The 26,255-nt window shown below is 73.3% G+C and carries 25 protein-coding genes; 12 read left to right on the top strand and 13 right to left on the bottom strand.

Features of this window, described 5'->3' with window-relative positions; all coding sequences use genetic code 11:
* Window positions 1-20: 20 nt before the first annotated feature.
* On the top strand, window positions 21-929 hold the full coding sequence (locus ACFWYM_RS18870; RefSeq protein WP_384837840.1) for an aminoglycoside phosphotransferase family protein: 909 nt from the start codon (window positions 21-23) through the stop codon (window positions 927-929).
* Window positions 930-1,020: 91 nt separating this feature from the next.
* Window positions 1,021-1,410, top strand: a complete 390-nt coding sequence (locus ACFWYM_RS18865) for a PPOX class F420-dependent oxidoreductase (RefSeq protein ID WP_384838059.1) — start codon at window positions 1,021-1,023, stop codon at window positions 1,408-1,410.
* Between the two features lie 50 nt (window positions 1,411-1,460).
* On the opposite strand, the gene ACFWYM_RS18860 is transcribed toward ACFWYM_RS18865, so the two are convergent.
* From ACFWYM_RS18860 to ACFWYM_RS18850, 3 genes are all read right to left on the bottom strand, one after another.
* Window positions 1,461-2,684 (bottom strand): cytochrome P450, encoded by a 1,224-nt coding sequence (locus tag ACFWYM_RS18860; RefSeq protein WP_384837837.1) that lies wholly within the window; start codon window positions 2,682-2,684, stop codon window positions 1,461-1,463.
* Between the two features lie 151 nt (window positions 2,685-2,835).
* Window positions 2,836-3,495: a TNT domain-containing protein gene (locus ACFWYM_RS18855; protein ID WP_384838056.1), complete on the bottom strand. Its 660-nt coding sequence runs from the start codon at window positions 3,493-3,495 to the stop codon at window positions 2,836-2,838.
* 131 nt (window positions 3,496-3,626) lie between these two features.
* Window positions 3,627-4,997, bottom strand: a complete 1,371-nt coding sequence (locus ACFWYM_RS18850; RefSeq protein ID WP_384837834.1) for a B12-binding domain-containing radical SAM protein — start codon at window positions 4,995-4,997, stop codon at window positions 3,627-3,629.
* Between the two features lie 153 nt (window positions 4,998-5,150).
* Between ACFWYM_RS18850 and ACFWYM_RS18845 the strand changes: the two genes are divergently transcribed.
* Window positions 5,151-6,338: a lactonase family protein gene (locus tag ACFWYM_RS18845; protein ID WP_384837831.1), complete on the top strand. Its 1,188-nt coding sequence runs from the start codon at window positions 5,151-5,153 to the stop codon at window positions 6,336-6,338.
* A gap of 22 nt (window positions 6,339-6,360) precedes the next feature.
* On the opposite strand, the gene ACFWYM_RS18840 is transcribed toward ACFWYM_RS18845, so the two are convergent.
* From ACFWYM_RS18840 to ACFWYM_RS18825, 4 genes are all read right to left on the bottom strand, one after another.
* Window positions 6,361-6,939 carry an isochorismatase family protein gene (locus tag ACFWYM_RS18840; RefSeq protein ID WP_384837828.1) on the bottom strand — a complete coding sequence of 193 codons (579 nt, stop codon included), beginning with the start codon at window positions 6,937-6,939 and terminating at the stop codon, window positions 6,361-6,363.
* A 53-nt stretch (window positions 6,940-6,992) separates the two neighbouring features.
* Window positions 6,993-7,718 (bottom strand): DUF2470 domain-containing protein, encoded by a 726-nt coding sequence (locus ACFWYM_RS18835; protein ID WP_384837825.1) that lies wholly within the window; start codon window positions 7,716-7,718, stop codon window positions 6,993-6,995.
* Window positions 7,719-7,939: 221 nt separating this feature from the next.
* Window positions 7,940-8,572 carry an MBL fold metallo-hydrolase gene (locus ACFWYM_RS18830; RefSeq protein WP_384837822.1) on the bottom strand — a complete coding sequence of 211 codons (633 nt, stop codon included), beginning with the start codon at window positions 8,570-8,572 and terminating at the stop codon, window positions 7,940-7,942.
* Window positions 8,572-9,657, bottom strand: a complete 1,086-nt coding sequence (locus ACFWYM_RS18825; protein WP_384837819.1) for an S-(hydroxymethyl)mycothiol dehydrogenase — start codon at window positions 9,655-9,657, stop codon at window positions 8,572-8,574. Before ACFWYM_RS18825 ends, ACFWYM_RS18830 begins: the two co-directional genes overlap by 1 nt.
* 146 nt (window positions 9,658-9,803) lie before the next feature.
* Between ACFWYM_RS18825 and ACFWYM_RS18820 the strand changes: the two genes are divergently transcribed.
* Window positions 9,804-10,592, top strand: coding sequence for an ABC transporter permease (locus tag ACFWYM_RS18820; RefSeq protein ID WP_384837816.1), 789 nt, complete (start codon window positions 9,804-9,806; stop codon window positions 10,590-10,592).
* A gap of 488 nt (window positions 10,593-11,080) precedes the next feature.
* Here the strand turns inward: ACFWYM_RS18820 and ACFWYM_RS18815 are convergent, their stop codons facing one another.
* Window positions 11,081-11,683 (bottom strand): hypothetical protein, encoded by a 603-nt coding sequence (locus tag ACFWYM_RS18815; protein ID WP_384837813.1) that lies wholly within the window; start codon window positions 11,681-11,683, stop codon window positions 11,081-11,083.
* 24 nt (window positions 11,684-11,707) lie between these two features.
* Between ACFWYM_RS18815 and ACFWYM_RS18810 the strand changes: the two genes are divergently transcribed.
* Entirely contained in the window at window positions 11,708-12,196 is a 489-nt protein-coding gene (locus tag ACFWYM_RS18810) for a glutathione peroxidase (RefSeq protein WP_384837810.1), read from the top strand.
* 40 nt (window positions 12,197-12,236) lie between these two features.
* On the opposite strand, the gene ACFWYM_RS18805 is transcribed toward ACFWYM_RS18810, so the two are convergent.
* The 3 genes from ACFWYM_RS18805 to ACFWYM_RS18795 all read right to left on the bottom strand — a co-directional run bounded on the left by ACFWYM_RS18805 (window position 12,237) and on the right by ACFWYM_RS18795 (window position 15,728).
* Entirely contained in the window at window positions 12,237-14,624 is a 2,388-nt protein-coding gene (locus ACFWYM_RS18805; RefSeq protein WP_384837807.1) for an ATP-binding cassette domain-containing protein, read from the bottom strand.
* Window positions 14,625-14,674: 50 nt separating this feature from the next.
* Window positions 14,675-15,106: a VOC family protein gene (locus ACFWYM_RS18800; RefSeq protein WP_384837804.1), complete on the bottom strand. Its 432-nt coding sequence runs from the start codon at window positions 15,104-15,106 to the stop codon at window positions 14,675-14,677.
* 76 nt (window positions 15,107-15,182) lie between these two features.
* Window positions 15,183-15,728, bottom strand: a complete 546-nt coding sequence (locus ACFWYM_RS18795) for an FABP family protein (RefSeq protein ID WP_384837801.1) — start codon at window positions 15,726-15,728, stop codon at window positions 15,183-15,185.
* Window positions 15,729-15,863: 135 nt separating this feature from the next.
* Here ACFWYM_RS18795 and ACFWYM_RS18790 point away from each other — a divergent pair, with 135 nt between their 5' ends.
* The 4 genes from ACFWYM_RS18790 to ACFWYM_RS18775 all read left to right on the top strand — a co-directional run bounded on the left by ACFWYM_RS18790 (window position 15,864) and on the right by ACFWYM_RS18775 (window position 19,931).
* Window positions 15,864-16,271 (top strand): peptidase inhibitor family I36 protein, encoded by a 408-nt coding sequence (locus tag ACFWYM_RS18790; protein ID WP_384837798.1) that lies wholly within the window; start codon window positions 15,864-15,866, stop codon window positions 16,269-16,271.
* A 165-nt stretch (window positions 16,272-16,436) separates the two neighbouring features.
* Window positions 16,437-17,516 carry a DUF998 domain-containing protein gene (locus ACFWYM_RS18785; protein WP_384837795.1) on the top strand — a complete coding sequence of 360 codons (1,080 nt, stop codon included), beginning with the start codon at window positions 16,437-16,439 and terminating at the stop codon, window positions 17,514-17,516.
* A gap of 133 nt (window positions 17,517-17,649) precedes the next feature.
* Complete coding sequence (locus ACFWYM_RS18780) at window positions 17,650-18,909, top strand: D-alanyl-D-alanine carboxypeptidase family protein (RefSeq protein ID WP_384837792.1); 1,260 nt, start codon at window positions 17,650-17,652, stop codon at window positions 18,907-18,909.
* Window positions 18,906-19,931 (top strand): Gfo/Idh/MocA family protein, encoded by a 1,026-nt coding sequence (locus ACFWYM_RS18775; protein ID WP_384837789.1) that lies wholly within the window; start codon window positions 18,906-18,908, stop codon window positions 19,929-19,931. The genes ACFWYM_RS18780 and ACFWYM_RS18775 overlap by 4 nt, the downstream gene beginning before the upstream one ends.
* 22 nt (window positions 19,932-19,953) lie before the next feature.
* Here ACFWYM_RS18775 and ACFWYM_RS18770 read toward each other — a convergent pair whose 3' ends face one another.
* On the bottom strand, window positions 19,954-20,688 hold the full coding sequence (locus ACFWYM_RS18770) for a siderophore-interacting protein (protein WP_384837786.1): 735 nt from the start codon (window positions 20,686-20,688) through the stop codon (window positions 19,954-19,956).
* Between the two features lie 131 nt (window positions 20,689-20,819).
* Window positions 20,820-21,230 carry an SsgA family sporulation/cell division regulator gene (locus ACFWYM_RS18765; protein ID WP_384837784.1) on the bottom strand — a complete coding sequence of 137 codons (411 nt, stop codon included), beginning with the start codon at window positions 21,228-21,230 and terminating at the stop codon, window positions 20,820-20,822.
* Between the two features lie 208 nt (window positions 21,231-21,438).
* On the opposite strand from ACFWYM_RS18765, the gene ACFWYM_RS18760 reads away from it, so the two are divergent.
* From ACFWYM_RS18760 to ACFWYM_RS18750, 3 genes are all read left to right on the top strand, one after another.
* Complete coding sequence (locus tag ACFWYM_RS18760) at window positions 21,439-23,061, top strand: sigma factor (RefSeq protein ID WP_384837781.1); 1,623 nt, start codon at window positions 21,439-21,441, stop codon at window positions 23,059-23,061.
* A 311-nt stretch (window positions 23,062-23,372) separates the two neighbouring features.
* Window positions 23,373-24,926, top strand: coding sequence for an ATP-dependent DNA ligase (locus ACFWYM_RS18755; protein ID WP_384837778.1), 1,554 nt, complete (start codon window positions 23,373-23,375; stop codon window positions 24,924-24,926).
* A gap of 244 nt (window positions 24,927-25,170) precedes the next feature.
* Window positions 25,171-26,253 carry an ABC transporter substrate-binding protein gene (locus ACFWYM_RS18750; protein ID WP_384837774.1) on the top strand — a complete coding sequence of 361 codons (1,083 nt, stop codon included), beginning with the start codon at window positions 25,171-25,173 and terminating at the stop codon, window positions 26,251-26,253.
* The last annotated feature ends 2 nt before the right edge of the window (window positions 26,254-26,255 follow it).

The raw sequence follows: 26,255 nt of genomic DNA, 5'->3' as shown, positions 1-26,255 counted from the left end.
CGAGGGTCGGATGACACCTCATGACCCCACCGCAGACGCGTCCGGACCAGCACCCCATCGACGACGGCCTGGTGCGGCGGCTCGTCGCCGGGCAGTTCCCGCGGTGGGCGGACCGCCCGGTGCGGCGGTTCCCTTCGGGCGGCACCGTCAACGCCATGTACCGGCTCGGCGAGGACCTGGCCGTACGGCTGCCGCTCACCGCGGGCGGGGCCGGTGACGTGTCGACGGAGCAGGAGTGGCTGCCCCGCCTCGCCCCGCTCCTGCCGGCCGCCGTCCCCGAGGTGCTCGGGACGGGCCGGCCGGCCGAGGGCTTTCCGTGGCCGTGGGCGGTGCAGCGGTGGCAGCCGGGCGCCAACCCCGAGGCGGGCGCCCTGGCCGAACCCGCGCTGCTGGCGAAGGACTTGGCCGAGTTCGTGGCGGCGATGCGGGCCGTCACGCTGCCGGACGCGCCCGACGCCCACCGGGGCGGCCCCCTCACCACGCTCGACACGGGGACCCGGGCGGCGATCGAGCAGCTGCGCGCGCTCCCTCAGGAGGGCGTCGACTGCGACGCGGTGACCGCCGTCTGGGAGGACGGGCTGCGCGCCCCCGCCTGGGACGGGCCGCCGGTGTGGCTGCACGCCGATGTGATGCCGGGCAACCTCCTGGTGGACGGCGCGGGACGGCTCACCGCGGTGATCGACTTCGGCTGCCTGGGCGTGGGCGACCCGGCGTGCGACCTGTTCCCGGCGTGGAACCTGCTGCCGCCCGACGCGCGCGAGGTCTTCCGCGCGGCGCTCGACGTGGACGAGGCGACGTGGCGGCGCGGCCGCGCACGGACCCTGTCGCAGGCGCTGATCGCGCTGCCGCACTACCGCGAGTCGAACCCGGCGATGGCGGGCAACGCCCGGCACGTGATCGGCGCGGTGCTCGCCGAGGTCACCGGGTGACGGCCCGCCCGCCGCACCGGGCGGCCTCGGGAGTCCGGAGCCGCCCCGCACGGGCCGCGCCCCGCGGGGTACCGTCCGGCGGGTGACCTCACTGCAGCCCAGCACCCTGGCCGCGTTCCAGCGCGCCCGCTATGTCAGCCTCACCACGTACCGCAGGGACGGCACCGCCGTGGCCACGCCCGTCTGGCACGCGATGGACGGCGACCGGCTGTACGTCCGCAGCGCGGCCGACGCCTGGAAGGTGAAGCGGCTGCGCCGCGACCCCCGCGCCGAAGTCACCGTCTGCACCGTGCGCGGCCGCATCGCCCCCGACGCCGCCCGGGCCACGGGGACCGGCCGGCTGCTGGACGCCGAGGAGACGAAGAAGGCGGGCGCCCTGCTCCGCCGCAAGTACGTGCTGGCCCGGCTCGGCGACTGGTACTCGGCGCTCACCCGCCGCCACTCCCGGCACCCCGTCATCGGGCTGGAGATCACCTTCTGATCCCGGAGCGGCCGGGCCGGACGCGGGGCGTCACGAACGGCCGCTCCCCCTCACCACGTCACCGGCAGCCGCTCGAGCCCGCACACCCGGCTCCCCGAGCTCCAGTTCAGCTCGGCGGCCGGGACCGCGAGGGCGAGGCCCGGGAGGCGCTGGACCACGGCTTCCAGGGCGACTTGGAGCTCCACGCGCGCGAGGTGGGCGCCCAGGCAGAAGTGCGGGCCGAAGCCGAACGCCAGGTGTCTGTTGTCGGCGCGCCGGATGTCGAAGGCGTCCGGCCGAGGGAAGCGGTCGGGGTCGTGGTTGGCGGCCACCATCGGGGCGAGCACCGCCTCGCCGCGCCCGACCGTCGCACCGGACGGCAGCGCGACGCCCTGGGTCGCCACCCTCAACAGGGCGCCGTGGCCGGGGATTTCGGTGCGCAGGATCTCCTCCGTCGCGCCCGGCAGGAGCGACGGGTCGGCGCGCAGCTCGGCGAGCTGGTCGGGGTGGCGCAGGAGCGCGAGGACGCCGCGGCCGATGATGTTGGCGGTGGTCTCGTGGCCCGCGACGATCAACCCCCGTACCAGCCTGCCCAGTTCCTCCTCGCTGAGCCGGTCGCCCTCGTCGCGCGCGTCGATGAGGTCGTCGATGAGGTCGGTGCCGGGCGTGCGCCGGTGGTCGGCGACGAGCCCGTCGACGTACGCGCCGAAGTCGGCCGCGGCCCGGCCCCGCGCCGCCCCGTCCGCCGGAGTCAGCGAGAGCAGCGTGTCCGACCAGCCCCGGAAGCGTGCGCTGTCGCGTGCGGGCACCCCGAGGAGGCGGCAGATGACCTCGACGGGGAGCGGGAAGGCGAAGGCGGGGACCAGGTCGGCCGGGGCGCCCGCGGCGATCATCCCGGTGAGCAGCCGGTCGGCGACGTCCCGGATCTCCGCGCGCCAGGACTCGGCCCGCCGTGGTGTGAACGCGCCCTGCACGATGCGCCGCAGCCGCGCGTGCTCCGGCGGATCCATGTTGATGATGGCGTACGGGTCGTCGCCGATGCCCGTGTCGTCGGCGACCATGCGGGGCGCGCCGGGGTAGCGCAGATTGCGGGAGAAGGCCGCGCCCGAGTGCACGGCGCGGATGTCGTCGTACCGGGTCGCGAGGAGCGCCTCGTCGCCGCTCGGCAGGGTGACGGGGCTGACCGGACAGGCGCGGCGCCGCTGCGTGTACGCCTCGGGGCAGCCGCCGTGCGGGCCGGGCGGGAAGGGGTACGAGCCGGTGTCGGGCGGGGCCTGGGGGGTCTGCTCTGGCATGGCGAGCGCTCCTCTCGGGGGCCTGGACCCGCAGAGGATGACAGGTGACGCATCGTCATGACAGCGCTGCCGGGCGGCGAATGGCGGGCCGGGGCCGCGTTTCGGCCACCCCCCGGCCCCGCCTCCTCGCCCTCCTCGTCCTCCTCGTCTCTTACGGGGCGGCCTGCTGGACGTAGCCGTGGTCGAGCAGCCACTTCACGTTGAGGCGCTGGCCCTCGCCCGGGTCGAGGAAGACCGGGTCGAGCTTGATCTGCTGGCCGCCGCCGGGCTGCTCGAACCAGGGGGCGATGCTGCCCTGCCAGACGTGGAACGGCTTGCGCACCTGGTAGACCCGGTAGTCGCACGCGGGCGCGCCGTCACGGGTGTTGAGGTTCTGCGGCGGGAGCGCGCGCCGTGCGTACGGGTCTCCGGCAGGGGCGAGGTAGGAGCCGTACTCGGAGCCGAAGCGGTCGAGGACCTCGCCCGGTTCGAGCTGCTCGGGGTGCTTGTCGACGTGGCCGTCGACCGTGCCGAAGCCGTCGTTGGGCGGGTACTTCCAGGTGCCGCTGTCGGCGGGGCCCTCCCAGTACTTCTTGAGGAAGTCCGAGGGCGCGAGCTTGCCGGTGCGCTTCCAGTCCTTCAGGAGCGGGCCGACCGGCGGCTGCCCCTTCTTCGGCAGCCACTTCGGGCCGAGGCGGGCGTCGCCCTGGAACTCGCCCGTGCACGGCGGGTGCGGCGGCGCCCCGGTCGACGCCGACGCGGACGCGGCGGGTGCCGCCGCGACGGCGGTGGCGACGCCGAGTACGGCCACGACGGTTCGTATTCGGGTCACAAGGCTCTGGTCCACTCAACAGCTCCTCGGGTCACTGCACTGCGTCAACTGCCGCCCGGCTGCGGGCTCGCACACCGTATCGACGAGATCGCCGAGCGTGGTCACAAACCAGCCGCCCCCGTGCCGGGGCGTCAACGGCCCCCGAAGGCGGTGAGCGTCCGCTCCAGCACCGGCAGCGCCCGCACCACGCGGCGGGAGCGGATCAACGCGTCCCAGGCGGGCTCGAACTTCTTCCAGCCGCCCGCGTAGGCGAGGTGCCGCAGCCGTTCGTGGCCGCCGGGCTGGGCCGAGGCGCCGCGCCAGATGTTGGACCAGCGGTAGAAGTCCCGGTAGGCGCGCCAGTAGCCGTCCTCCAGCTGACGTGGCGTCATGCCCCGTGGGCGGTACACGACATGGCGGGTGTCGTAGCGGTCCCAGTCGCGGTGGACGATGCGGCCCTCGGCTTCGAGCTGGCGCCACAGACCGGTCGAGGGGTAGGGCGTCATGATGTGGAAGGTGGCCGTTTCGATGCCCTGGGACACCGCCCAGTCCACGGTGCGGTCGAAGACGTCGGGGCCGTCCTGGTCGAGCCCGAAGACGAAGCTGGCGTTGACCATGACGCCGAGGTCGTGGAGGCGGCGCACGGCGGCCGCGTAGTCCTTGCCGATGTTCTGGTTCTTCCTGCGCTCGGCGAGGTTGGCGCCGTTGACCGTCTCGAAACCGACGAACAGGCTGCGCAGGCCCGCCGCGGCCGCCTGCTCCAACAGCCCGGGCTCCAGGACCGACTTGACGGTCCCGGCCGCCTGCCAGATCCGCCCCGACCCCTTCATCCCGGCGAACAGCGCCTCGGCGAAGCGGCGGTTGCCGAGCAGATGGTCGTCGAGGAAGTACAGGTGGCGGCCGGGCAGCCGGTCGATCTCCGCGAGGGCGTCGTCGACGGCCTGGGTGTAGAAGGACTTGCCGCCCTCGAAGAAGGCGTCCTTGTAGCAGAAGTCGCAGTGGTGCGGACAACCACGGGAGACGACCAGGGAGTTGGGGACCAGGTAGAGGTGGCGCTTGATCAGGTCGCGGCGGACCGGCGGCAGTCCGGCGAGGGTGCGGAGCGTCGAGTCGTAGCGGCGGGTGGCGTGGCCGTCGCGGAAGTCCTTCAGGAACAGCGGCCAGGTGTCCTCTCCGGGCCCGGTGAAGATCGTGTCCGCATGGTGCGCGGCCTCCTCCGGGAGCGAGGTGACGTGCAGCCCGCCCATGGCGACGTGCGCGCCGCGGGCCCTGAAGTGATCGGCTATCTCGTAGCTGCGCCGCGCCGAGGTGATGTACGGCTGGAGAACCAGCAGGTCCGGCGTGTCGAGCGCGGCGATGTCGAGGCGCTCCACATGCTCGTCGTACAGCGTCACCTCGTCGCCCGGGTCGAGGTAGCCGGCCAGGGTCGCCAGGCCGAGCGGCGGGAAGAGCGAGTACTTCACGGGCCTGAACAGCGGGCTCGTGGCCTCGGTCAGAGCGGGAAGGATCATCGTCACACGCATGAACACCCAGACTCCGCGGGGTCGGTGGCGGTTCCGCCCCTGCTTCGACGCTGCGCACCGTTGCGCAGAACGCAACCAGTGTTGTGGCTCTTGCCTTGCCGGGCCCGGCCCTGCACTGTGGCTGCCACTGATCGCTCACCCGGAGGGGCAGACATGAGCAGCGGCGCGGCACGACCCGAGACGAGCGGCTGGAACAGGCGGCGCTTCATCGGCGTGCTCGCGGGCGCCGCCACCACGGCCGCCGCCGTGTCGGCCATGCCGGAGCCCCTCGCCTCGGCGGCATCGCCCGCCCGCCGCCCGCGCCGCCAACGCCCCCTCTATCTGGGCACCTACACCTCGCAGCAGGGCGGCGGCCCGGGCATCGGCATCGCCACGTACGACGAGGAGAGCGGCCGCATCACCGGCAGCGGCACCATTCTGGGCGTGCCCGACCCCTCGTATCTCGCGCTGCATCCCAACGGCCGGACCCTGTACGCCGTGGACGAGCGCGAGCAGGGTGGCGTGAGTGCCGTCGCGCTCTCCCCCGACGGCGCGCACTGTGTGCTCGGGACGCGCGACACGGGCGGCGCGGGCCCCTGCCATCTGTCCGTGCACCCGGGCGGGCGCTGGCTGCTGAGCGCCAACTACGGGTCGGGGAGCGTGAGCGTCCACCCCGTCGAGCCGTCCGGCGGCCTCGGCGAGCGCACCGACCTCGTCGCGCACACGAGCCCGCCGCCCGGCCCGGGTCAGGACGGGCCGCACGCTCACCAGTTCAGCACCGCTCCCGACGGCCGCCATCTGCTCGCCGTCGACCTGGGCAACGACACCGTGTACACATACCGCCTCGACGAGAAGGCGGGAAAGCTGAGCCGGGTCTCGGACGCGAGAGTGAAGCCGGGCGCGGGCCCGCGGCATCTCACCTTCCACCCCGCGGGGCGGTTCGCGTATCTGGCCAACGAGGTGGACAACACGGCCGTGGTCTGCGCGTACGACGCGAAGAGCGGCCGCCTCACGCCGGGCGAGCCGCAGTCCACCGGGACGGGCGCGGGCACCAGCTACCCCGCCCAGTTCGTGGTGACGCGCGACGGCGCCTTCGCCTATCTCGCCAACCGGGGCCACAACAGCCTCACCCGGTACGCCGTCGAGGAGGACGGGGCACGGCTGCGGCTGCTGGACACGGTGCCGGTGGAGGGCGACTTCCCGCGCCACATCGCGCTGTCCCCCTCGGGCCGGCTGCTGTTCGCGGCCAACCAGAAGTCGGGTTCGGTGAGCGTCTTCAAGGTCGACGGGAAGAACGGTGAACTGCGGCTCGCGGGCGAGCCGTTCGCGGCGCCGATGGCGGTGTGCGCGCTGCCGCTGTAGCGCACCCACCGCCGTCGCCGGGTCAGCTTCCGGGCGGCACCGTGAACGTGACGTCGCGGGCGAAGGGGACGACCTCGACCTCGTCGCCGAGGGCCCATTCGGCGACGCGGGACACCTGTGCGGCGGGCACGACGTCACTGATGTCCTCGGCGGCCGGGATGTCCTGCGTCGCGTGGCCGTCGTGCGGCAGCACCACGCGGTAGTCGAGTTCGAGGGCGGTGCGCGCGGTGGCCAGGACGCACATCTCCGACATCACTCCGCACACGGCAAGGGACTTCACGCCCGCCTTGTCGAGGCGCTCGGCCAGGTCGGTCTCCTCGAAGCCGTCGTCGACGGTCTTGCGGAGCACGGCCTCGCCCCGGCTCTCGTCGACGGGCAGATGCAGCTCCCAGCCGGGCGTGCCCGTCTCGTCGTCGGTCCCGGCCGCTCCGTCGTTCTGCAGCTGGACGACGAGCGCGCCGCCCTCGCGCGCGGCGGCGACGAGGCCCCGCACCCGGTCGAGCACGCGCTCCGCGTCCGGCACCGCGGTGGCGCCGGAGACGAAGGCGGACTGCATGTCGACGACGATCAGGGCCTGGACGGGTTCCACATGCTCGCTCATGACGCACCATCATGCCTGGCGCCCGGGACGGCTCAGGCGCCGGGTGGGACGGCTCACGCCTCGGGTGGGGTGGCCCGCAGGACGGGGCGGCGCCGGGAGGAGGCCGCGCTGAGCAGGACGTGCATGCGGTCGGTGACCTCGGCGACGTCCTCGACGGGGACATGGAAGGGCAGGCGCACATCGGCCTGGCTCCGCGCGCGTTCCAGACGGAGCGTGAGCCCGAAACGGTCGACGGCGAGAGGGCGGACGCGGACGACGCCCTGGAGGCTCTCGGGAGTGATGAGCCGGGTGAGCTGCTCGACCGCGTCGGCGTGGGCGTCGGCGAGGTGGGTGAGCAGCCGCGACTCGGCCTCGGCGAGCGGGTCGGGGGTGGCGAGGGCGAGCTGCACGAGGTCGATGCCCTCGCGCCCCGACGCGGTCTCGTGGAGCACGGCGCGCACCGGCTTGAGGAGGAAGCAGTCGCCGTCCGGGACGAGTTCGCCGGAGAGCCACAGGCGTGCCCGGACCCGCTCGCGCACCGGCACGGGCGCGACGTCGGCGAACTCCAGGAGGGTGGACGGCTCGCCGCGCGGCGCGCACAGGACGGCGGCAGAGAGCGCGCTGTCCTGCGGGGCGTGCAGACGCAGCGTGCCCTCGGCGGTGACGCTGTGCGCGCCGACGAGTTCGTCCTTTCCGTACTCCGTGGTGACCGAGCAGGACCAGGCGGTGGCGAGCACGGAGCGGGCGCGCTCGGCTGCCGTGGGTTCGGTCGTCGTGGTGCTGGTGGGGCGGACAGCCATCCTCAACCTCCATTAGGTAAGCCTTGCCTAACTTAACGGAGATCGCCGGTCGCCGCCAGCACGCCTCCCGGCCACGTCGCCGCTGCGCCTCTCGGCCGGAGCGCCGCCGCGCGCACGACGAAGGCCCCGCGCGAAATGTCGCGCGGGGCCTTGCCGATGACGTACGGAAGACGGACGTGGTGACGTACGCGATGACATGCGTGATCACGTACGTACGGAGGTCAGTGCCCCCGCGCGATCCACTCCTCCAAGTGCGGTGCCTCGGCGCCGATCGTCGTGCTGTCACCGTGACCGGTGCGCACCTCCGTCTCGGGCGGCAGGGCCAGGAGCCGGTCCCGGATGGAGTCGATGATGGTCGGGAAGTCGCTGAACGTCCGCCCGGTGGCGCCGGGCCCGCCCGCGAAGAGCGTGTCCCCGGTGAAGACGGTGCCGAGTTCCGGCGCGTACAGGCTGACCGCGCCCCGGCAGTGCCCCGGGGTGTGCAGGACCGTCAACCCGGCCCCGGCGACGGTCAGTCGCTGACCGTCGGCGAGCTCCCCGTCCGGGGCCCGGTCGGGGTGGGTGCGCCGCCACAGCTCCAGGTCGTCGGGGTGCAGCAGCACGGGCGCGCCGGTGCGGGCGGCGAGGGCGGGGGCGGCGTCGATGTGGTCGTCATGGGCGTGGGTGCACACGATCGCGACGAGGCGCCGGTCGCCGACCGCCGCGGCGATGGCGTCCGCGTCGTGCGCGGCGTCGATGACGACGGCCTCGCTGTCGTCGCCCACGATCCAGACGTTGTTGTCGACGTCCCAGGTGCCGCCGTCGAGCGAGAACGTGCCCTTGGTGACGAGGTGTTCGATGCGCGCGGCCGCCATCAGAAGACCACCACCGAACGCAGCACGTCGCCGTGGTGCATCCGCTCGAACGCCTTCTCCACGTCGCCGAGCGGGATCGTCTCGGTGACGAACGCGTCCAGGTCGAGCCGCCCCTGGCGGTAGAGGTCGATGAGCATCGGGAAGTCCCGCGAGGGCAGGCAGTCCCCGTACCAGGAGGACTTCAGGGCGCCGCCGCGGCCGAAGACGTCGAGGAGCGGCAGGTCGAGCCGCATCTCCGGGGTGGGCACGCCGACCAGGACGACGGTGCCCGCCAAGTCCCGGGCGTAGAAGGCTTGTTCATACGTCTCCGGGCGGCCGACCGCCTCGATGACGACGTCGGCGCCGAAGCCGCCGGTCAGCTCGCGCACGGCCTCGACGGCGTCGCTCTCGCGGGAGTTGACGACGTGGGTGGCCCCGAGGCCGCGCGCCGTCTCCAGCTTCTTCTCGTCGATGTCCACGGCGATGACCTTCGCGGCCCCGGCGAGGCGCGCGCCGACGACGGCCGCGTTGCCGACGCCGCCGCAGCCGATGACGGCGACCGTGTCACCACGGCCGACCTCGCCGGTGTTGATGGCGGCGCCGAGGCCCGCCATGACACCGCAGCCGAGCAGCCCGGCGGCGGCCGGGGAGGCGGCCGGGTCGACCTTCGTGCACTGCCCCGCCGCGACGAGGGTCTTCTCCGCGAAGGCACCGATGCCGAGGGCGGGCGAGAGCTCGGTGCCGTCGGCGAGCGTCATCTTCTGCTTCGCGTTGTGGGTGTTGAAGCAGTACTGGGGGCGGCCGCGCAGACAGGCGCGGCACTGGCCGCACACCGCACGCCAGTTGAGGATCACGAAGTCTCCGGGAGCGACCTCGCTCACCCCCTCCCCCACCGACTCCACGACCCCCGCCGCCTCATGCCCGAGCAGGAACGGGAAGTCATCGTTGATCCCGCCCTCCCGGTAGTGCAGGTCGGTGTGACAGACCCCGCACGCCTGGATCCGCACCACGGCCTCGCCCGGCCCGGGATCCGGCACGGTGATCGTCTCGATCCGCACCGGCTCGCCCTTGGCCCGTGCGATCACGCCCTGAACTTGCTGCGCCACGACGACCAGCCCCTCTTTCTCTGCGTCTTCCTGGTTCCGCGCTTTCACCTGCGCTTCTGCGTCCTCATCCTCACAGATCGCACACGCCCCGTCGCCACCGCCGCCGGAACTCCCCGACGGCCCCGCGCACTCTCTAGGGTGGCCCTGTGCGTGATCAAGCCGCCCAGGCCCTTCTCCCGGTCAACGGCACCCTCGCGGCCGCCCTCCTCGTCCTCCTGCTCATCGCCGCGACGACGGCCGCGCTGTTCCGCCTCTCCCCCGACGGCTCACGCCACCGGGCCCGCGAGATCGTCACGGCAGGGGTACGGGCGGCGGCGCAGCTGGCGGCCGTGTCCCTCCTGATCGGCTGGGTGGTCCACCACACGTCGGCCCTGTTCGGCTTCCTCCTCCTCATGCTCGCGGTCGCGACGCGCACGGCGGGCCGCCGCATCACCCCGAACGGGACATGGTGGTGGGCGGCGATGCCGATCACGGCCCCGGTCGTCCCGGTGATCGCGTCCCTGATCCTCGCCGGCCTCCTCCCCCTCCGAGGCATCGCACTCATCCCCGTAACGGGCATCCTCATCGGCGGCGCCCTGACCGCGACGGTGCTCGGCGGGCGCCGCGCCCTCGACGAACTCCACTCCCGCTGGGGCGAGTTCGAGGCGGGCCTGGCCCTCGGCCTCACCGACCACGACGCGCGCGTGGAGGTGGTCCGCCCGGCCGCGTCCGACGCCCTCCTCCCCGGCCTCGACCAGACCCGCACCGTAGGTCTGGTCACCCTCCCCGGCGCCTTCGTCGGCATGCTCCTGGGCGGCGCGTCGCCCGTACTCGCCGGGGCGGTGCAGCTCTTCGTGCTGATCGCGCTGATGGCGGTGCAGGCGTTGGCGGTCGCGATCACCGTCGAACTGATCGCCACGGGCCGCCTCCACCGCACACAGCCCCCACCCCCGTAGCACGCACGACCACACCACACCACGTCCGCCCAACGCGTGCGCACACCACAGGAATTGGCGCACCCAGTTTGGTGCCGCGTCTGTATACCCTCGCGCACCCCGCGCGGCTTAGTCTTCACTGTGAAAACCGGCCGCACAGCGGCGGCCGGTCACCCCGGTCCCCGGACCCCGGACGCGCCCTTCACCCTGTCTCCCACACAGAGGTACCGCCGTCACGGGACACCTTCTTCCGACGCCCGTCCAGGGGACCGACGTCCGCCACCACGTTCCCGCACGCCCGCCCGGCGCCGCCCCTGGCCCGGCCCCCCTTCGGCCTGTTCCAAGCCGGGACGCACTCCCGCACGCCCCGGCGCCGAGGGGACCACGCGCGACAACACCGCGAGGGAGCCACGTGCTGTCGCGCAACGGCCGCCACCGGCACCGGCTCACACCGCCGGTGGCGGCCGTCCGGCCCGTGCGACGACCGTCCGCTGGACTGACGTCCCTGCCTAAGAGGCGAGGTCGTCATCCGGCTCCGCGAAGTCCCTGATGAAGGCCGAGCCGTCGCGCGGAGAAGCGGCCGCGTCGTCGGACTCGCCCGAGATCCCCAGGTCACGGCGCATCGCCTCGCGCATCGCGCCGATCAGGGCCCAGAGTCCATGCTGCGCCTCGGCAGCCGACTGCAAGGTCTCACCTGGGCGCGGATTCCCCTGTTCCAGGCGTTTCACCTGTCCATGGACACGGGTCAGAGTGCCGTTCAGCTCGCGAGCCGGAGCGACCACGGCATCAGGGGCGATCATCAGGGCCTCGGACCAGCGGTCACGGTAGGCGCTCTTCGTGTCTTCCAGGACCCGTCTGTCCTCCTCCCCGGCGCTCCGGTCCCGCAGCACGTACAGATGACGACTCAGGGCCGTGGCGAACTGCCGTGCGTCACGGTGCAGTTCGGAGTAGCAGCGCCGCCGCAGCTCACGGTTCTCGCGGGCCTCCTGGATCCGCTGGGCCATCTCCAGCTCGCGTCTCTTGGCCCGGTCGGCGCCCCGTTGCGTGAGGAGCGCGCCCCCGAGCGTGCCCGCCACACCCGTCACAGCGAGCAGCACCGCCCCAACATCCATGGGGGCAAGCGTAGGCTCCGAGCCATGTCTGTTTACGACGCAGTAGAGATCGAAAGCCTCCAGGGCGGCCCCGCGAACCTCGCTCAGTACGAGGGCAAGGCCGTCCTCATTGTCAACGTCGCTTCCAAGTGCGGACTCACGCCGCAGTACGAGGGACTGGAGCGCCTCCACGAGACGTACGCCTCGCGCGGCTTCACCGTCCTCGGTGTCCCCTGCAACCAGTTCATGGGGCAGGAGCCCGGATCCGCCGACGAGATCGCCGAGTTCTGTTCCGCCACGTACGGCGTGACCTTCCCCATGACGGAGAAGGTCGACGTCAACGGGGCCTCCCGGCATCCCCTCTACGCCCGCCTCGTCGAGACGGCGGACGCCGAGGGGCACACCGGGGATGTCCGGTGGAACTTCGAGAAGTTCCTCGTGGACGGCCGCGGTGACGTCGTCGCGCGCTTCTCGCCGCAGACCGAGCCCGATGCCGGCGAGCTCGTCGACGCCGTCGAGAAGGCGCTGCCGTAGTAGCCGGTAGGTCCACGGGAAGGCGTCTCCCGTAGGCCGATCAGGCGCCGACGTAGTCCGCGAGGTGTTCGCCCGTGACCGTGGAGCGGGCCGACGCCAGGTCCGAGGGTGTGCCCTCGTAGACGACGCGGCCGCCGTCGTGGCCCGCGCCGGGGCCGAGGTCGATGATCCAGTCGGCGTGGGCCATGACCGCCTGGTGGTGCTCGATGACGATCACCGACTTGCCGGAGTCGACCAGGCGGTCCAGGAGGCCGAGGAGTTGTTCGACGTCGGCCAGGTGGAGGCCCGTTGTGGGTTCGTCCAGGACGTAGATGCCGCCCTTGTCCGCCATGTGCGTGGCCAGCTTCAGGCGCTGGCGTTCGCCGCCGGAGAGCGTGGTGAGGGGCTGGCCCAGGGTGAGGTAGCCGAGGCCGACGTCCGCCAGGCGTTCAAGGATCTTGTGGGCGGCGGGAGTTCGCGCCTCGCCCTCGGCGAAGTACTCCAGCGCCTCCGCCACCGGCATGGCGAGGACCTCGGAGATGTCGCGGCCGCCGAGGTGGTAGTCGAGGACCGAGGCGTCGAAGCGCTTGCCCTCGCAGTCCTCGCAGGTGCTCGCCACCCCGGCCATCATCGCCAGGTCCGTGTAGATGACGCCGGCGCCGTTGCAGGTGGGGCACGCGCCCTCGGAGTTGGCGCTGAACAGGGCGGGCTTGACGCCGTTGGCCTTGGCGAACGCCTTGCGGATCGGGTCGAGCAGACCCGTGTACGTCGCCGGGTTGCTGCGCCGCGAGCCGCGGATCGGGCTCTGGTCGACCGAGATGACGCCGAGTTCGTCCGGGACCGAGCCGTGCACCAGGGAGCTCTTGCCGGAGCCCGCGACGCCGGTGATCACGGTGAGCACGCCGAGCGGGATGTCGACGTCGACGTCCTGGAGGTTGTTGGCCGAGGCGCCCCGGACCTGAAGGGCGCCGTCCGGCTCGCGCACCGACTTCTTGAGCGAGGCACGGTCGTCGAGGTGGCGCCCGGTGACCGTGTCGCTGGCGCGCAGCCCGTCGACCGAACCCTCGAAGCAGACCGTGCCGCCCGCCGTGCCCGCGCCGGGGCCGAGGTCCACGACGTGGTCGGCGATCTCGATGACCTCCGGCTTGTGCTCCACCACGAGCACCGTGTTGCCCTTGTCGCGCAGGCGCAGCAGCAGGTCGTTCATGCGCTGGATGTCGTGCGGGTGCAGCCCGGCCGTCGGCTCGTCGAAGACGTACGTGACGTCGGTGAGCGAGGAGCCGAGGTGGCGGATCATCTTCACGCGCTGTGCCTCGCCGCCGGACAGCGTGCCCGCGGGCCGGTCCAGGGAGAGGTAGCCGAGGCCGATCTCCACGAAGGAGTCCAGGGTCTGCTGGAGGGACGTCAGCAGCGGGGCGACCGAGGGCTCCTTCAGGCCCCGCACCCAGTCCGCCAGGTCCCTGATCTCCATGGCGCACGCGTCCGCGATCGAGATCTTCTTGATCTTCGAGGTGCGGGCGTGCTCGGCGAGCCGCGTGCCGTCGCAGTCCGGGCAGGAGGTGAAGGTGACCGCGCGCTCCACGAAGGCCCGGATGTGCGACTGCATCGCCTCCTTGTCCTTGGCGAGCATCGACTTCTGGATCCGCGGGACCAGACCCTCGTAGGTCATGTTGATGCCCGCGATCTTCATCCGGGTCGGCTCGCGGTGCAGGAGGTCCTGCAGTTCCTTCTTGGTGAACTTGGCGATCGGCTTGTCCGGGTCGAAGAAGCCGGACTCCGCGTACAGGCGGGTGTTCCAGCCGCCGCCGGTGTAGCCGGGGATGGTGAAGGCGCCCTCGTTGATCGACTTGGTGGCGTCGTAGAGCTGGGTCAGGTCGAGGTCGGAGACCGTGCCGCGGCCCTCGCAGCGCTGACACATGCCGCCGACCTTGTTGAAGGTGACCTTCTCCTTCTTGCCGCCGCCCACCGAGATCGCACCGGACGCGGAGACCGAGGGCACGTTGAAGGCGAACGCCCCGGGCGGGCCGACGTAGGGCTTGCCGAGGCGGCTGAAGAGGATCCGCAGCATCGCGTTGGCGTCGGTGGCGGTGCCGACCGTGGAGCGCGGGTCGGCGCCCATCCGCTGCTGGTCGACGCTGATCGCGGTGGTCAGACCGTCGAGGACGTCGACCTCGGGCCGTGCCCTGTTCGGCATGAAGCCCTGCACGAAGGCGCTGTACGTCTCGTTGATCAGCCGCTGTGACTCGGCCGCGATGGTGTCGAACACCAGCGAGCTCTTGCCCGAGCCGGAGACGCCGGTGAACACGGTGAGGCGCCGCTTGGGGATCTCGACGCTGACGTCCTTGAGGTTGTTCTCGCGCGCGCCGTGCACGCGGATCAGCTCGTGGCTGTCGGCCACGTGCACCTCGGCCCCGGACGCCCGCGGGTCCGCCTTCTTGGCCCTGCTCATCGTGTCTCCATCTCTCGGGCAAAAGCCGTCTTGCTCCGCTTATGGCGTGGTCAGCGTACGTCGGGGGCCGCTCCTGCGACCTCTTCGATGCGCAGCAGGTTGCCCGCGGGATCACGCAGGGCGCCGCCGCGGACTCCCCACGCCTGCTCCCCGGGCTCCTGGACGATCTCGGCGCCCGCGGCGCGCAGCCGCGCGAAGGTGGCGTCGAGGTCGTCGGTGGCCAGCAGGACGCGGGCGTAGGTGCCCTTGGCCATCATCTCGACGACGGTGCGGCGCTCCTCCGGCGTGATGCCGGGGTCGACGGCGGGGGGCTCGAGGACCAGGGAGGTGTCCGGCCGGTCGGCCGGTCCGACGGTGATCCACCGCATGCTGTCGGAGCCGACGTCCTTGCGGACCTCGAAGCCGAGGACGTCGCGATAGAAGGCCAGAGAGGCGTCCGGGTCGGTGTGCGGCAGGAAGCTCGCGTTCAGGTTGAGGTTCATGTCCGTCACGCTAGGCGCGGCCCGGGGCCGGGGGCTTCTCCGATCCTGATCGATGCGTCCGGGGCCCGGCCGGCCGCTATCGCTGTACGCGCCGCAGCCGTGCCGAGAGGTGGTGCTGCAGCGGCCGGCCGACCGCGGCGAGGTCGTGCACGAAGGAGAGGGTGTCGGCGTCGGGCAGGGTGTAGCGGCGGTGGGTGGCCTCGACCTCCTTGGCCGTGGGGGTGCGGGACACCTGCTCCGTGGTGAGCTCGACCGCGCCGTCGGCGGCCTGCCCGACGGCGATCTCGGCGATGCCGGTGGGCTGGGTGATCAGCGCCTCGACGCGGCCGTCGGGCTGCAGCCGCCACCAGCCGCTCTCCCGCGCCGACGGCCGCAGCGGCGCCCCGTCGGCGTCGAGCAGCCAGGCCCGGGCCTCGTACTTCAGGAAGGGCCTGCCGTCGTGGCTGAAGGTGACCTGCTGGGCGTATGCGAAGTCCTCGTCGAGCGTCGGGTACCCGCCCTCGCCCTGCCCGTGCCAGCTGCCGAGGAAGCCGAGCACGGGGGCGAGCAGCGGGTGCGGCGCGGGCTCCTCGTCCGGGTGAAAGGCGTCGGGGTACGGGGGCGCCGGTGCGGGGTCGAACATGGTGGTGCTCCTGGGGTCGGCGGTCAGCGGCGGTGCCGGTGCGGCTCCGGGGGCAGCCTAAGCGGTGGACCAGGGGGTGCGGGCAACTTACCTTTGGTGGCGTCGAGTTGATGAACCTCAGGTCAGGGGGCGTAGATGAGGAAGACCTTGTGTGCTCTGCTCGTGCCGGTGGCGGCCGTCGCCGCGGCGGTCCTGCCGGTGTCCGCGGCACACGCGGCCGACGGGTACGACCGGTGTCCCGACGGCAGTTACTGCATGTTCTCCGGGCTCGACGGCACCGGCGACATGATCGCCCTCAGGGGCAGCACCCCGGACCTCGGGACGGTCGGCATGAACGACCGCGCGAAGTCTGACTGGAACCGGACGGGCTCCACGATCTATCTGTGGTCGGACACCCACTACAGCGGCTGCACGGCCGTCACCTCGGCCGGGCCGACCGGCAAGGGGAACTTCTTCCCGACCTACCGCGACTTCTTCGGCTCGGTACAGTTCGACGGCCCGGGCGGCCCGAGCTGCGGCACCCCGCCGGGCGAGGACGGCTGACCCCGGCGGACGGCTGAGGCGCCGCCGGACGGCCCGCGGGCCACCTTTCGTCCGCGGGCCACCTTTCGGCGTCGGGCCCGCTCTCCGCCTCGGCCTACTTTCGGCCGCGCGCCGTAGACCTTCGGGCGCATCCCCGCCCGCACCCCGCTGCCTAGCGTCGAAGGCATGGCCTCCACGCACCACCGCCCCGCCCGCGTCCCCGCCAGCGCCCGGCGCCTTCTCGCCCCGGTCGTCGCGCTGTTCCTGCTGGCTCCGTTCGTCGGCGAGTTCCTGCTCGGGAACCTGACGGCCGCCGAGCTCGGGCTCGGGGTGGTGCTCGCGCCGCTGTACGGGTGCGGGGCGCTGCTGGTGCGGGAGACGGGGCGGCGGTACGGGGGCGGGTGGCCCGCGATGGTGCTGCTCGCCGCCGCGTACGCGCTGATGGAGGAGGGGCCCGTCGACCAGCTCCTGTGGAACGACGACTACGCGGGGCAGGACCTGCTGCACGGGCCCTCGTTCGTGCCGGGCCTCGGCACGGGTGTCGAGCTGGTCCAGTCGGTGCTCGCGCTGCACACGGTGTGGAGCATCTGCGTGCCCATCGCGCTGGTGGAGGCGTGGTTCCCGGAGCGCGCCCGCACGCCGTGGCTGGGGCGCACCGGGTACGCGGTCACCGCGCTCGTGTACGTGCTCGGCGCGGGCCTCGTGTTCTGGGGCAACTACGCGGACGAGCACTTCATGGCGTCGCCGGTGCAGTTCGCCACGGCGGGCGCCGTCATCGCGGCCCTGGTGGCGCTCGCCTTCCGGGTGCGGACCTGGCGCGCGGGCCCGGTGGCGGGGACCGCGCCGGGTCCGTGGGCCGTGGGCGCGGCGGCGCTGCTCGGCACGAGCGCGTACTGGGGCCCCGCCGTCCTCGTCACCGGCGACGCCTATGAATGGGTGGGCGTGGCCGTGTGGTCGGCGGTCGTCGTCCTCGGCGTCCGGGCCGTGTCGCGCTGGTCGCGGCAGCGCGGGTGGGGCACACGGCATGTGTACGCCCTCGCGGCGGGCGCACTCCTCACCTATGTATGGACGTCGTTCCCGGTACGCCCGGAGAGCGGCGGCTCACTCACCACGGACCTGGTGAGCAACGCGGTGTGCGCGGCGGTGGCGCTGGCGGTGCTGGTGCGCGCGGGACGGGCGGTGTCCCGCTTCGAGGGGCCCGCCGCGACGGGGCGTCAGGAGGGGGTGGCCGGTGTGGAGGTGACGGGGCGGCAGCGGCTGAGGTGACGGGGAGTACGGCGTCCGCGTCAGCGCGCGCCGGTGCGGAACCGGCGGGTGTGCGGCCGGTGGGGCAAGGGGCATACAGCCAGGCGGGCCAAGCCGATCTGCGGACCTCCGGCGCCGCTCCTACGGTGGCTGAATGGTCATCAGGAACCTTCAGCGCCGCCCCTTCCTGGCGCGCCGCTCCCTCCTCGCCTCGTCCGTCCGCACCGCGGCCCTCGCGATCGGGGCCCTGGTCCTCCTGCCCACCCCGGCCGCGGCGGTGCAGGGCCCCGCCGAGCCCGCGCCGCCCCACCCGCTGCCCGCGTACTCCTCCACGCTCCTGGACCGCCCCGGCACCCAGGCCAGACCCGGCCCCGGCGCCCCCGAACTGCCCGCCGACGTCTCCGCGCTGGCGTGGGTGGTGGCCGACGCCGACAGCGGCGAGGTCCTGGCCGCGCACGACGCGCACCGCCCGCTGCCGCCCGCCTCCACCCTCAAGTCCCTGTTCGCCCTGACCGCCCTGCCCCATCTGAGCCCCGACACCCGCCACCGCGTCACCGAGGCGGAGCTCTCCCGGGTGGGCGAGGGCAGCAGCATGGTCGGGGTCGAGGCGGGGCGCAGCTACCGGGTCGCGGATCTGTGGCGCGGGGTCTTCCTCAGCTCCGGCAACGACGCCGTGCACGTGCTCTCCGAGCTCAACGGCGGCTGGCAGCGCACCGTCCGGCAGATGCAGGCCAAGGCCCGCGCGCTCGGCGCCCGGGACACGCACGTCGTCTCGCCCGACGGCTACGACGCGGACGGGCAGGTCTCCTCCGCGTACGACCTCGCGGTCTTCGGCCGGGCGGGGCTCGCCGACCCGGAGTTCGCCCGCTACTGCTCGACGCCGGTCGCCGACTTCCCGAGCACCGGAGCCTCGTATCCGATCCAGAACACCAACCGCCTCCTGACGGGCGCCGACGGCGTCGCCCCGTATCCCGGTCTCGTCGGCGTCAAGAACGGCTATACGAGCCACGCGGGCAACACCCTCATCAGCGCCGCGACCCGCGGCGGCCGCACCCTCGTCGTGACGGTCCTGAACCCGCAGGCGGGCGGCGGCTACACGGTGTACGAGGAGGCCCGGCAGCTGCTCGACTGGGGCTTCGCGGCGGCCGGGCACGTGCGGCCGGTGGGCTCGCTGGTGCCGCGCGCCAAGGCGCACACCGCGCAGGGCCCGGGGCACCCGGCTCGGCAGGCGTCGCTGGTGCCCGCCGCCGGGGACGCCGGCGACTCCGACGTGTGGGCGCTGGTCCTGTCGTCGGTCGGCGGCGCGGTGCTGGTGCTCGCGGGGGGCCTGGTCGTGGCGCGGCGGCGGACGGCTACCGTGGCTGCCCGGCAGGGCGGTGAACAGGACGGCGCGGGAGGGGAGTTCGGGGCGTGAGCGAAGCGGTGGGGGTGGCCGTCCTCGGGGCGGGGCACATGGGCGCCGACCATGTGCGGCGGATCGCGCGGGCCGTGGGCGGGGCGCGTCTGGTGGCGGTCGCCGACCCTGATGTGGCGCGGGCCGAGGCGGCGCTCGACGGCCTGGACGTGGACAGCGGCGCCCGTCTCTACGGGGATCCGCTGGACGCGATCGCCGCGCCGGGCGTCGACGCGGTCCTCGTGGCGTCGCCGGAGAGAGCACACGAGGAAGCTCTCCTCGCGGCCTGCGCGCGCGGCCTGCCGGTGCTGTGCGAGAAGCCCCTGGCCCCGGACTCGACGGCGTCGCTCCGGGTGGTCGAGGCCGAGGTGCGGGCCGGGCGGCGGCTGATCCAGGTGGGGTTCATGCGCCGGTACGACACCGAGTATCAGCGCCTCAAGTCCCTCCTGGACTCGGGTGAGTTGGGCCGTCCGCTGATGCTGCACTGCCGGCACCGCAACGTCTCCTCGCCGCCCCACTTCACCACCCCCATGCTGATCAGCAGCTCGGTCTCGCACGAGATCGACGCGGCGCGCTGGCTGCTGGGCCAGGAGCTGACCGCCGTCACGGTGGCCATGCCCCACCCCTCGGCGAACGCCCCCGAAGGGCTCGGCGACCCTCAGCTGGTGCTCTTCGAGACCGCCAGGGGCGCGCTGGTGGACGTGGAGATCTTCGTCAACAGCGGCTTCGCCTACCAGGTGCGGTGCGAGGCGGTCTGCGAACGCGGCAGCGCCCACATCGGAGCCGAGCACGGACTCGTCACCGAGACCTCGTCGGGTGCCCAACGGGCCCTGGCCCAGGACTACTTGGCGCGCTTCGCCGATGCGTACGACCGGGAGGTGCGCTCCTGGGTCGAGGGGGTGCGCGAGGGGCGGACGACGGGGCCGAGCGCCTGGGACGGCTACCTGGCCGCGCTCGTCGCGGAGGCGGGCGTGCGGGCGCAGCGCGAAGGGGTCCGCGTGGCGGTGCCGGAGCCGGCGCCGCGGCCCGCGCTCTACGCTTGAGCGGCTCCGCGGGAGTCAGCCGCTACACAGACGCCGTGGCGCGCCAGTAACCCAGGGCGTGCACGCGCTCCTTGGGGACGGCGAGCTGCTTGCGGACATACGTGGCGAGGGTCCGGGTCGTCGCCGTGTCACAGGTGATCCAGATGTATGTGTCGTCGGGATCCTCGACCAGGGCGGGGAGTTCGGCCTTGACCTGCCGGACCAGACGGGCACCGGAGTCCTGCCGCTCGACGGTGCGCCGCTCGTGGTGGGCGGGGTTCAGGCGCAGCGGCACATCACGGTCACCGGGGTGCTGAGTCTCCAGCCAGAGGGTCGCGGGCACCGAAGGCATCGACTCCAGAAGGGAGTTGACCGCAGGGAGCGCGGCCGTGTCCCCGACGACCAGGAGCCGGGACGGCAGCGGGTCCGGCACCGCGAAGCCCGTGCCGTGGACGGTCGCCTCGACGGTGTCGCCCGCCCGGGCGGTGCGCGCCCAGCCGCTGGCCGGGCCGTCGTGCAGGGCGAATTCGAGGCTGAAGGTGCCGGCGGCCGGGTCGGGGTCGACGAGGGTGCAGGCCCGCTGGTGCGGCTTGCCCGCCGCGTCGAACCACATCCGCACCCACATCGTCGGGTGCACCCCGGTCGTGGCGAGCATGCCGCCGTCGGTGAGCCGCAGTCGCCGGTAGTGCTCGGTGATCTCCTCGGTCCTGGTGACGGTGAACGTGAAGTCCTTGCCGTTCAGCAGCTTGAGGACGACTCCCTGCCAGCCACGTCCCACCGCGCATCCCCTCCCGAGGCGTCCCGCCCGAACTCGCCGATGAGCTCTCCATGGCCCCATGGCCCCATGGACCCATGGACCCCACGGACTCAACGGACTCAACGGCCTCCATTGAGTTAGGGCAGCCTAACCTAAGAACCGAGGAGGCGGGCAAGACCCCGGTCCAGATCGAGCCGGTCCGCCTCGCCCCCGGACGGCACCACCGCGTACGACCGCTGCAGAAAGCGGCGCAGCACGGCCCGGTCGAACTGCACCAGGGCCAGCCCCGCCGGGGCGTGGAACTCCAGGACGGTGCGCGCCCGCCCGCACGGCCAGATGTGCACGTCACCGCTGCCGGCCGGGGCGCGCAGCCCGTCTTCCAGGAGCCGCCGCCCGAAGATCCAGGTCACCTCGGCGCCGTCGAGGGAGACGTCGGGCGGGAAGACGACCTGGACCGCCAGGGGGTCGGAGTCGGAGTAGCGGAGCGTCACGGGCACGGGGTGCTCGCGGCCCTCGGCGGTGATCAGGCGGGCGCGGGCGGGCTGCTCGAGGGCGACGGTCATGACGGGCTCCACTCTTCTTCGAGTCCTCTTCGAGGGGTGACTCATGTGCCCTTACGAGTCGCGAGCGACGGCCGTGATTACGCGATGCACGGATCAATCCCTGTGACCTACGCCACTCACCCCTTCAAAAGTCGGACATGTCGGACCTAGAGTTTCGAACTCGTCCGAACCCCGAACCCCCCGCAGTGGGACGGGAGAGTGTCCTGCCATGACCGACGGCCCCGCAGCCGCGCCCGCCACCGCCTCGTACGCCCGGATCTACGAGGCGGAGCAGCACCGCCTGCTCGCCTACGCGCGCTCGCTGACCGGCAGCCCCTGGGTCGCCGACGACCTCGTCGCGGAGGCCCACTTCCGCGTGTGGCGCCGCCTGGCCGCCGGGCACGAGATCGAGAACGTACCGGCGTACCTGATGACGACGGTGCGCCACCTCGCGTCGGCGGTGGGGCGCAGCGCGGCCCGCGAGACGCCGCACGACCCGCAGGCGGCCGAGCCCGTCGAGCGGGTCTCGGTGCACGGCCACCACGACGACGCGGCGGACCCGGCGACCCGGCTCGGCTCCGTCGACCTGCTGGCGCGCGTGCTCGACCAGCTGCCCGAGCGGTGGGTGCAGGCCCTGTGGCTCGCGGAGGCCGAGGGCCAGCCGCTGGAAGCGGTGGGGCGGCGGATCGGCGCGGGCCGCGGGGCGACGGCGGTGCTCCTGCACCGGGCCCGCGAGGGCATGCGGCAGGCGTTCCTGCGCGCACACCCCGGCACGCCCGACGACCCCGCGTGCGAGCCGCACTGGGAGCGCATGCCGGGTCACATACGCGGCGAGACCACGGCCGCCCAGTCCGAGCGGCTGGTGACCCACCTGGACGGCTGCGCCGACTGCCGGTCCCGGCTCGCGCTCCTGACCCGCGCGAACAACCGGCTGCCCGCCCTTGCCGGTCCCGCGCTGCTCATTTTCGTGCTCGGCGGGGCGGGGAAGTTCCTGGTGCCGGTGATGGCGGCGGGGGCGGCGGGGGCCGCGGCTTCGGGCTCTGCCGGTTCCACGGGTTCCGCGGGTTCCGCGGGTTCCGCCGGGGCCGCTTCGGCGGGGCACGGTGGTCCGCTGAACGCGGTCGCGCAGGGGGTGCGCGGTGCGCGGCACGGCATACGTCACGTGCTCACCGCCGGGGGCAAGCTCTCCGTCGCGGTGGGCGGGGCGGTCGGCGTCTCGGTCGCGGGGGCGGCGGTCGCGGCGGGGCTCGTGCTCGGTGGGCTGGGGGACGCGGCTCCGGCGTCGTCGGAGCAGGCGTCCGTGGCGGACAGGGGGGCCTCGGAGGAGGGGGATCACTCGTCGCGGGACCAGGGGCAGGACCAGGGGATCCAGGAGCAGGACCAGGACCGGGACCAGAGCCAGGATCAGGGGGACCGGGGGCAGAGCCCGGGGGCGGGGGTGCGGGTTCCCGCCCCGGCGGCCCGGCCCTCACAGCCTGCCGCGAAGCCGGTGGTCCCGGCCCCCGCGCGCCCCGCCGCTCCGGACCCCGCGAACCCGCCCGCGCCGGAACAGCCCGCCCCCCAGCCGGACGCCCCGCAACCGGACGCCCCGACCCCGACACAACAGCCCACAGAACCCGCCCAACCCCCGGCGCCCGCCCCAACTCCCCCGTCGCCCACGCCGGTTGACCCCACACCCGTGGACCCCACACCCGTGGACCCCACACCCGTGGACCCGACACCCGTGGACCCCACACCGGTCGAACCCACGCCCGACCCCGACCCGGGTCAGGGCACCGACCCCGGCACCGATCCCAGCCAGGGCCCCACCTGCGTCTGGCTCGGCCCTGTCGTCATCTGCCACAGCGCCTGACCGGGACGGCCTCCGCCCGGGCCCTCCGCCAGGGACCCCCGACCGGCACCCCCTGACCGGGACAACCCCCACCCGCGCCCGGCACACCCTCCGCCCCGCGACAGCTCCGGACCGAGGAAGGCCCTCCGCCGGGGCACCCGCCAGGCACCCCCCTGACCGGCACCTCCCGACCGGGACACCCCCCCCGCCCACGCCCGGCACACCCCCCGCCCCGCGACAGCTCCGGACCGAGGAACGCCCTCCGCCGGGGCACCGCCGACCGGGACGCCTCACAGGCGGCGCCGCGCCCCCGTACGTTGCACGATGGACGCATGCTCCTCGCTCGGCTCGCCCGTGTGTCCAAGGAGGTCGCCGCCACCTCGGCGCGGTCCCGGAAGATCGCTCTGCTCGCGGAGCTGTTCCGGGACGCGGAGCCGGACGACGCGCCCCTCGTCATCCCCTACCTCGCGGGACGGCTCCCGCAGGGGCGGCTCGGCGTCGGGTGGCGGGTGCTCAGCGAACCGGTGCCGCCCGCGGCCGAGCCGGCCCTGACCGTGCGCGAGGTGGACGCGGCGTTCACGGCGCTCGGCGCGGTGTCCGGGGCCGGCGCGCAGGCCGAACGCAGGCGGCTGGTCGAGGAGTTGATGGGCGCGGCCACCGAGGACGAGCAGCGCTTCCTGTTCGGGCTGCTCACCGGCGAGGTGCGGCAGGGCGCCCTGGACGCGGTCGCCGTGGAGGGGCTCGCCGGGGCGACGGGCGCGGACCCGGCCGAGGTGCGGCGTGCGGTGATGCTCGCGGGAGCCGTGGCCCCGGTGGCGCGGGCCCTGCTCACGGACGGGCCCGGTGCCCTCACCGCGTTCCGGCTGACCGTCGGACGCCCCGTCCTGCCGATGCTCGCGCACAGCGCCGCGTCGGTCACCGAGGGCATCGACAAGCTCGGGCCGTGCGCCGTCGAGGAGAAGCTGGACGGCATCCGCGTGCAGGTGCACAGGGACGGTCCCGACGGCGTGCGGGTGTACACCCGCACCCTCGACGACATCACCGACCGCCTCCCCGAACTCGCCGCCGTGGCACGAGACTTGGCCGGGGACCACTTCATCCTCGACGGCGAGGTCATCGCCCTGGACGGGGCGGGGCGGCCGCGGCCCTTCCAGGAGGTCGCGGGGCGCGTCGGCTCACGCGTCGACGTCGCGCGCGCCGCGGCCGAACTGCCCCTCTCCCCCGTCTTCTTCGACGCCCTGTCGGTCGACGGGCAGGACCTGCTTGACCTGCCGTTCGCCGAGCGGCACGCGCACCTCGCCCGCCTGGTGCCCGAGCCGATGCGGGTGCGCCGCACGCTGGTGGCCGACCCCGCCGACGCGGCGGCCCGGCAGACGGCCGACGCGTTCTTCGCGGACACCCTGCGGCGCGGCCACGAAGGCGTCGTCCTCAAGGCGCTCGACGCCCCGTACAGCGCCGGGCGGCGCGGCGCGTCCTGGCTGAAGGTGAAGCCGGTGCACACCCTCGACCTGGTGGTTCTCGCCGCCGAGTGGGGGCACGGGCGGCGCACCGGCAAGCTGTCCAACCTGCACCTGGGGGCGCGCGGGCCGGACGGCTCGTACGCCATGCTCGGCAAGACGTTCAAGGGCATGACGGACGCGATGCTGGCCTGGCAGACCGAGCGGCTGCAAAAGATCGCGGTCGAGGACGACGGACACGTGGTCACGGTCCGGCCCGAACTCGTCGTGGAGATCGCCTACGACGGCCTGCAGAAGTCCACGCGCTATCCGGCGGGCGTCACGCTGCGGTTCGCGCGCGTGGTGCGCTACCGCGAGGACAAGACACCCACCGAGGCGGACACGGTGGAGACGGTGCTCGCCAACCACCGGGCGGACGACGGCAATTGAGGTGGTCGGCCCGCGGCCGGCTCACCCTTGGTGAGGATCGGCGGGGTGACGGAGGACTGCGAGGGGCAGGAGGCGGCACGAGGGGCAGGAGGCGGCACGAGGGGGCGCGGCCGTCCGACGACGGTCCGCGCCGGGCCCGCCACGCGACAGCCGAAGAATCGCGGGAACCCCACGGGCCCCGCCTCCGACTCCTGATGCGAGCGAAGACCACGCTCTCCTCATCTCGCACCACCCAGGAGATCCCATGCCGTCCGGACGAACCGCCGCCGCGCGCCTGTCCGTTGCCGTCTCGCTGTCCGCAGCCCTCTGTCTGGTGGTGAGCGGCTGCGGGTCGGGCGGGGGCTCCGCCGCGCCCGACGAAGCCTCCCGGGACGGCGGCGGCTATCCGGTCACCGTCACCAACTGCGGCACCACCCACACGTACAAGAAGGCCCCGAGCCGGGTCGTCGTGATGAACGGCGGCTCGGTCGCCGAGGTCTCCTCGCTGCTCGCCCTCGGGCTGGGTGACCGGATCGTCGCCAATGCGCAGTCCTACGGGAGGTCCGAGGTGAAGGGGCGGGCCAAGGCCGTGGCCGCGCTGCCGACCGGCGGCATCAAGCTCAACGAGGCGATGGACATCCCGCGCGAGCCGATGCTCGGGCTGCGGCCGGACTTCGTGATGTCGACGTGGGGCGGCGGCTTCGCCGCGAGCGGCGGGTTCGCGACGCGCGACGACCTGGAGACGGCCGGGGCGGGTGCGTACACGCCGCACCGCAACTGCTCGCCCTCCGGCGACGACGGCACGGACGCGACGGTCGAGGACAGCTATGCGATGCTCCGCGACCTGGGGCGGATCTTCGACGTGCGGCAGCGCGCGGAGCGGATCATCGCCGCGTCGAAGAAGCGGATCGCCGCCGCCAGCAAGGCAGTTGAAGCGACGGGGACGGCAGGGACGACGGGCTCGAAGCGGCGGCCACGGGTCATGGTGACCTTCGCGGGCATGAGCATGGGCACCAACGACTTCAGCTCGGTGGCCGCGCACGGCGTCTACAACGACATCCTCGCCAAGGCGGGCGGCACCAACGCCTTCGCGGACACCTCTCAGACGATGTTCGCCGACCTCAGCAAGGAGCAGGTGGCCGCCGAGCCCGTCGACGCGCTCGTGGTCATCGCCTACCGGTACAAGGATCCGGACGCGTACGCCCGCAAGGTGCTCCGGCAGTTCCCGCAGTGGCCCGCCGCGAAGAAGAAGCGGTACGTCGTGCTCTCCGACTCGATGTATCTGGGCCCCAGTTCGGACCTGGCGGTGGAGCGCATCGCGCGGCTGCTCCACCCCGAGGCGTTCTGAAC

Source organism: Streptomyces sp. NPDC059009 (assembly GCF_042740175.1).
Lineage (GTDB): Bacteria > Actinomycetota > Actinomycetes > Streptomycetales > Streptomycetaceae > Streptomyces.
Note: the sequence above shows the minus strand (reverse complement) of the source record. Positions and strands in the feature narration are given on the sequence as shown.

Bases quoted from the DNA above. Each gene is read 5' to 3' on its own strand.
- ACFWYM_RS18780 (WP_384837792.1), top strand. From the start codon at position 17,650: ATGGTCATCAGGAACCTTCAGCGCCGCCCCTTCCTGGCGCGCCGCTCC.
- ACFWYM_RS18860 (WP_384837837.1), bottom strand. From the start codon at position 2,684: ATGCCAGAGCAGACCCCCCAGGCCCCGCCCGACACCGGCTCGTACCCC.
- ACFWYM_RS18830 (WP_384837822.1), bottom strand. From the start codon at position 8,572: ATGGCGGCCGCGCGCATCGAACACCTCGTCACCAAGGGCACGTTCTCG.
- ACFWYM_RS18750 (WP_384837774.1), top strand. From the start codon at position 25,171: ATGCCGTCCGGACGAACCGCCGCCGCGCGCCTGTCCGTTGCCGTCTCG.
- ACFWYM_RS18870 (WP_384837840.1), top strand. From the start codon at position 21: ATGACCCCACCGCAGACGCGTCCGGACCAGCACCCCATCGACGACGGC.
- ACFWYM_RS18835 (WP_384837825.1), bottom strand. From the start codon at position 7,718: ATGGCTGTCCGCCCCACCAGCACCACGACGACCGAACCCACGGCAGCC.
- ACFWYM_RS18785 (WP_384837795.1), top strand. From the start codon at position 16,437: ATGGCCTCCACGCACCACCGCCCCGCCCGCGTCCCCGCCAGCGCCCGG.
- ACFWYM_RS18755 (WP_384837778.1), top strand. From the start codon at position 23,373: ATGCTCCTCGCTCGGCTCGCCCGTGTGTCCAAGGAGGTCGCCGCCACC.
- ACFWYM_RS18795 (WP_384837801.1), bottom strand. From the start codon at position 15,728: ATGTTCGACCCCGCACCGGCGCCCCCGTACCCCGACGCCTTTCACCCG.
- ACFWYM_RS18845 (WP_384837831.1), top strand. From the start codon at position 5,151: ATGAGCAGCGGCGCGGCACGACCCGAGACGAGCGGCTGGAACAGGCGG.
- ACFWYM_RS18765 (WP_384837784.1), bottom strand. From the start codon at position 21,230: ATGACCGTCGCCCTCGAGCAGCCCGCCCGCGCCCGCCTGATCACCGCC.
- ACFWYM_RS18760 (WP_384837781.1), top strand. From the start codon at position 21,439: ATGACCGACGGCCCCGCAGCCGCGCCCGCCACCGCCTCGTACGCCCGG.
- ACFWYM_RS18815 (WP_384837813.1), bottom strand. From the start codon at position 11,683: ATGGATGTTGGGGCGGTGCTGCTCGCTGTGACGGGTGTGGCGGGCACG.
- ACFWYM_RS18850 (WP_384837834.1), bottom strand. From the start codon at position 4,997: ATGCGTGTGACGATGATCCTTCCCGCTCTGACCGAGGCCACGAGCCCG.
- ACFWYM_RS18840 (WP_384837828.1), bottom strand. From the start codon at position 6,939: ATGAGCGAGCATGTGGAACCCGTCCAGGCCCTGATCGTCGTCGACATG.
- ACFWYM_RS18810 (WP_384837810.1), top strand. From the start codon at position 11,708: ATGTCTGTTTACGACGCAGTAGAGATCGAAAGCCTCCAGGGCGGCCCC.
- ACFWYM_RS18800 (WP_384837804.1), bottom strand. From the start codon at position 15,106: ATGAACCTCAACCTGAACGCGAGCTTCCTGCCGCACACCGACCCGGAC.
- ACFWYM_RS18805 (WP_384837807.1), bottom strand. From the start codon at position 14,624: ATGAGCAGGGCCAAGAAGGCGGACCCGCGGGCGTCCGGGGCCGAGGTG.
- ACFWYM_RS18790 (WP_384837798.1), top strand. From the start codon at position 15,864: ATGAGGAAGACCTTGTGTGCTCTGCTCGTGCCGGTGGCGGCCGTCGCC.